At 65.6% G+C, this 3906-nt stretch carries 5 protein-coding genes; all 5 read right to left on the bottom strand.

Annotated features, from left to right (window positions below):
- The coding region (locus EN781_RS27995; protein ID WP_145965665.1) for a dihydroxyacetone kinase subunit DhaK at positions 1-664 on the bottom strand (664 nt) is incomplete at its 3' end.
- A gap of 59 nt (positions 665-723) precedes the next feature.
- Entirely contained in the window at positions 724-1737 is a 1014-nt protein-coding gene (locus tag EN781_RS27990) for an ABC transporter ATP-binding protein (protein WP_126056830.1), read from the bottom strand.
- A complete protein-coding gene (locus EN781_RS27985; protein WP_126056829.1) occupies positions 1730-2836 on the bottom strand; it encodes an ABC transporter ATP-binding protein in 1107 nt (368 codons plus the stop codon). Before EN781_RS27985 ends, EN781_RS27990 begins: the two co-directional genes overlap by 8 nt.
- A gap of 4 nt (positions 2837-2840) precedes the next feature.
- On the bottom strand, positions 2841-3044 hold the full coding sequence (locus EN781_RS27980; protein WP_126056828.1) for a hypothetical protein: 204 nt from the start codon (positions 3042-3044) through the stop codon (positions 2841-2843).
- Between the two features lie 190 nt (positions 3045-3234).
- Positions 3235-3906: carbohydrate ABC transporter permease (locus tag EN781_RS27975; protein WP_145965664.1), on the bottom strand; the 672-nt coding region annotated here is incomplete at its 5' end.

The raw sequence follows: 3906 nt of genomic DNA, 5'->3' as shown, positions 1-3906 counted from the left end.
CCGGCTCGCCATGGATGCCGAGCCCGAGCTCGCCATCGTCGGCGCCGAAGCGATCCTCATGCGCCTGACCGGGGATCGAGCAGGAAGAGAGCGAGATGCCGAGCGAAAAAATGTCCTTTGCCGCCGCCCGCGCTGCCGCTGCTACTGACACCAGGTCACGGCCGGTTTCGGCAAGATGCCCCGCGATCTTGTGGACGAACAGCGTGCCGGCGACGCCGCGCGGCTGCGCGATGTCGGGCAGCGCGATGTCGTCGCCGACGATCACCATCTCGACCGCAAAGCCTTCGACGCGCGCCTTCTCGGCGGCGAGGCCGAAATTGAGGCGATCGCCGGTATAGTTCTTGACGATCAGCAGGCACCCGGCCGGCCCGGTCGTGGCGCGGATCGCCGCCAGCACTGCCTCGACGCTGGGCGAGGCGAAGATCTCGCCGGAGACAGCCGCCGTCAGCATGCCGGCGCCGACGAAGCCGGCGTGCGAGGGTTCATGTCCGGCGCCGCCGCCGGAAACGACGGCAACCTTCGTCTTGTCCCAGTCGGCGCGCAGCACGACCTTGATCTCGGGATAGCCGTCGAGCCGCGCCAGCGTGCCCGAGCCGGCGGTCGCAAGAAAGCCGTCCAGCGCTTCGGTGACGATCGAGTCCTTGCGGTTGAAAAAGTGCTTCATGGATTCGTCCAGTCCGTATCTGCGGTCGTCAATCGGTGTGCGATGGGTGCGCGGTCCGCCTACATCAGTCTTTGCCCGTCCGAGCCGAAATAAAGCGGCGAGCGGTAGCGGATCGTCACCCTGTCCCCCTTTTCGAGCGCCGTGTCGGGGTCGGTCAGTGTCACCAGCTTCCTTGTCCCCACCGTCACATGCAGATGGTTCTGGTCGCCGAGATGCTCGACCCAGTCGACGACGCCGTCGGCATGGCCGTTCGCGGCCTTCTCGATCGACAGGTGTTCGGTGCGCGCGCCGATCGTCCTGGTACCGGTTGGCGCGCCGCCATCCGGCAGCAGCCCTGCAGGCAGAAGGTTGATCGCCGGCTGCCCCAGGCGGGCCGCGACATGAAGGTTTGCCGGCTCGGAATAGATGGCGCGCGGCGTGCCGATCTGCACCAGCACGCCTTCGGCCAGGATGCCGATGCGGTCGGCCATGGTCATTGCCTCGATCTGGTCGTGCGTGACATAGAGCATGGTGGCGCCGAGTTCGGACTGGATGCGCTTCAGCTCGAGCCTGAGATCCGCGCGCAGCTTGGCATCGAGCGAAGACAGCGGCTCGTCCATCAAATAGATGGACGGCTTGCGCACCAGCGCCCGGCCGATGGCGACGCGCTGCATCTCGCCGCCGGAGAGCTTGGTCGAGCGGTTGTCGAGCTTGTGGTGGATACGCACCAGCCTGGCCACCTCCTCGACGCGGCGTCGCACCGCGTCCTCGCTGAGCTTGCGGGCCGGCGAGCGCAGCGGGAAGGCGAGGTTGTCGAAGACTGAGAGGTGCGGATAGAGCGAATATTGCTGGAAGACGAAGGCCGTGTCGCGCTCGGCCGGCGACAGCACCGTGGCGTCGCGGCCGGCGATGTGGATCGTGCCGCTATCCGGCCGCTCCAGCCCGGCGATCAGCCTGAGCGTCGTCGTCTTGCCGGCGCCGGTCGGGCCGAGCAGCACGACGAACTCGCCGTCCTTGATCTGCAGGTCGAGATTGTCGACGGCGACGGTCTCGCCAAAACTCTTGCTCACGCCCTTGATGTGCACGTCAGCCATGGCGCGCCTCCGCTGCCTTGTCATACATGGCGGTCTTCACCGCGCGGCCGGTGCCCTTCTCGAACAGCGACAGCCGAGCGCTGCTGAGCGACAAGCCGACCGGCTCGCCCGGATTGAGCCGGATCTCGGCCGGCACCCGCGCCTTGATGATGCCGTCCGCCGTCTCCACCGCCACGATTTGCGTGGTGCCGAGATATTCGGTGCCGTAGATGGCGCCGCGCAATTTCGAGGCCTCGTCGAAGCGGATGTGCTCGGGACGGATGCCCAGCGCCATGTCGGCCGGTGCGATGTCCTCGCGCACCTCCGGCACGGCGACCTTGGCGCCCTGCACGAGAATCTCCTTCGCGCCCCTGGCCAGTCCGCCGCCGAACTTGAGGAAATTCATCGGCGGCGAGCCGATGAACTCGGCGACGTACATCGTCGCCGGGCGGTCGTAGATCTCGCGCGGGGTTCCGAACTGCTCGATGATGCCGTGGTTCATCACGGCGATCTTGTCGGCCATCGACATCGCTTCCATCTGGTCGTGCGTGACGTAGACGGTGGTGGCGTGGATGCGGCTGTGCAGCTCGCGCAGTTCATGCACCATCAGATCGCGGAACTCGGTATCGAGGGTGCCGAGCGGCTCGTCCATCAGGAAGCATTTCGGCCGCCGCACGATGGCGCGGCCGAGCGCGACGCGCTGGCGGTCGCCGCCGGCAAGGCCGGAGACCGATTTGTTAAGCAAATGATCGATGCGGAGCAGCTTCGCCGTCTCCTCCACCCGCTGGCGGATCTCGGCCGACGGCATGCCTTGCGCCAAGAGCGGGAAGCCGATGTTCTTGCGCACGTTCATGTGCGGGTAGAGCGCGAAGAGCTGGAAGACGAAGGCGATGTCGCGCTCCCGCGCCCGGCGCATCGTGACGTCCTCGCCGCCGAGCAGGATCTTGCCGCCGGTCGGCAACTCAAGCCCGGCGATCATGCGCAAGGTAGTGGTCTTGCCGCAGCCCGACGGGCCGAGCATGACGAAGAACTCGCCGTCCTCGACGACGAAGTTGGAATCCTGCACGGCGACGAAATCGCCGAAGGCTTTCCTAAGATGTTGGACGCGGATTTCGGCCATCGTCCTACTCCGGGAATTTCGAGACGATGATGAACATCAAGGTGCCTGCAAGCATGGTGATGAAGGAATAGGTGTAGAGCGACAGCGCGAAGGGCTGGAACAGCATCAGGAAGCCGATGGCGATAATAGCGGTGGCGATGTTCTCCAGCAGGCCGCGCCTTGCCCAGCGAGGCCATGAGGAGCGCTTGGAGACAACAGTGCGGCTCATGCGACACCGCCTTCCTTCTCCCCGTTCACGGGGAGAAGGTGGCCCGAAGGGTCGGATGAGGGGCGGCGCAAACGCCCCTCATTGAGACATATGTCGGCGCTGCCCCTCATCTGCCTGCCAGCATCTTCTCCCCGTGAACGGGGAGAAGGGACGCTGCCCCAGCGCTGGTTCCACACTTGCTGACTGTTCATCATTTGCGCACCGCGCCGAAGGTGATGCCGCGCAAGAGCTGCTTGCGGAGCAGGATGGTGAAAACCAGGATCGGCACCAGGAAGATCGTCGTGCCCGCCGCTACCGCCGGCCAGTCCTGGCCGCCTTCGCCGATGATGGTCGGGATGAAGGGCGGCGCGGTCTGTGCCGTGCCGGAGGTCAGGAGCGCGGCAAACGCATATTCGTTCCAGGCGAAGATCAGGCAGAAGATGGCTGTCGCGGCAATGCCGGTGGTCGCCTGCGGCAGCACCGTGCGCCAGAAGGCCTGCAGCCTGGTATAGCCGTCGATCATCGCCGCTTCCTCGTATTCGCGCGGGATCTCGTCGATGAAGCCCTTGAGCAGCCACACGGCGAGCGAGACGTTGACCGCGGTGTAGAGCAGGATCATGCCGAGCGCGGTGTCGGAGAGGCCGATCTCGCGGTACATCAGGTAGATCGGGATGGCGACCGCGATCGGCGGCATGAAGCGCGTCGACAGGATGAAGAACAGAAGGTCGTCGGCGAGCGGCACCTTGAAGCGCGAGAAGCCGTAGGCCGACAGCGTGCCGAGGAACACCGCGCAGAAGGTCGAGCCGAAGGCGATGATCAGCGAATTGACGAAGCGCGGCAAGAAGTTCGACGGCCCCGCGATCACCATGTTGCGCTTGCGCAC

Source organism: Mesorhizobium sp. M4A.F.Ca.ET.090.04.2.1 (assembly GCF_003999085.1).
Taxonomy (GTDB): domain Bacteria; phylum Pseudomonadota; class Alphaproteobacteria; order Rhizobiales; family Rhizobiaceae; genus Mesorhizobium.
The sequence above is the reverse complement of the archived record's forward strand: the minus strand, read 5'-3'. Positions and strand labels throughout refer to the sequence as shown.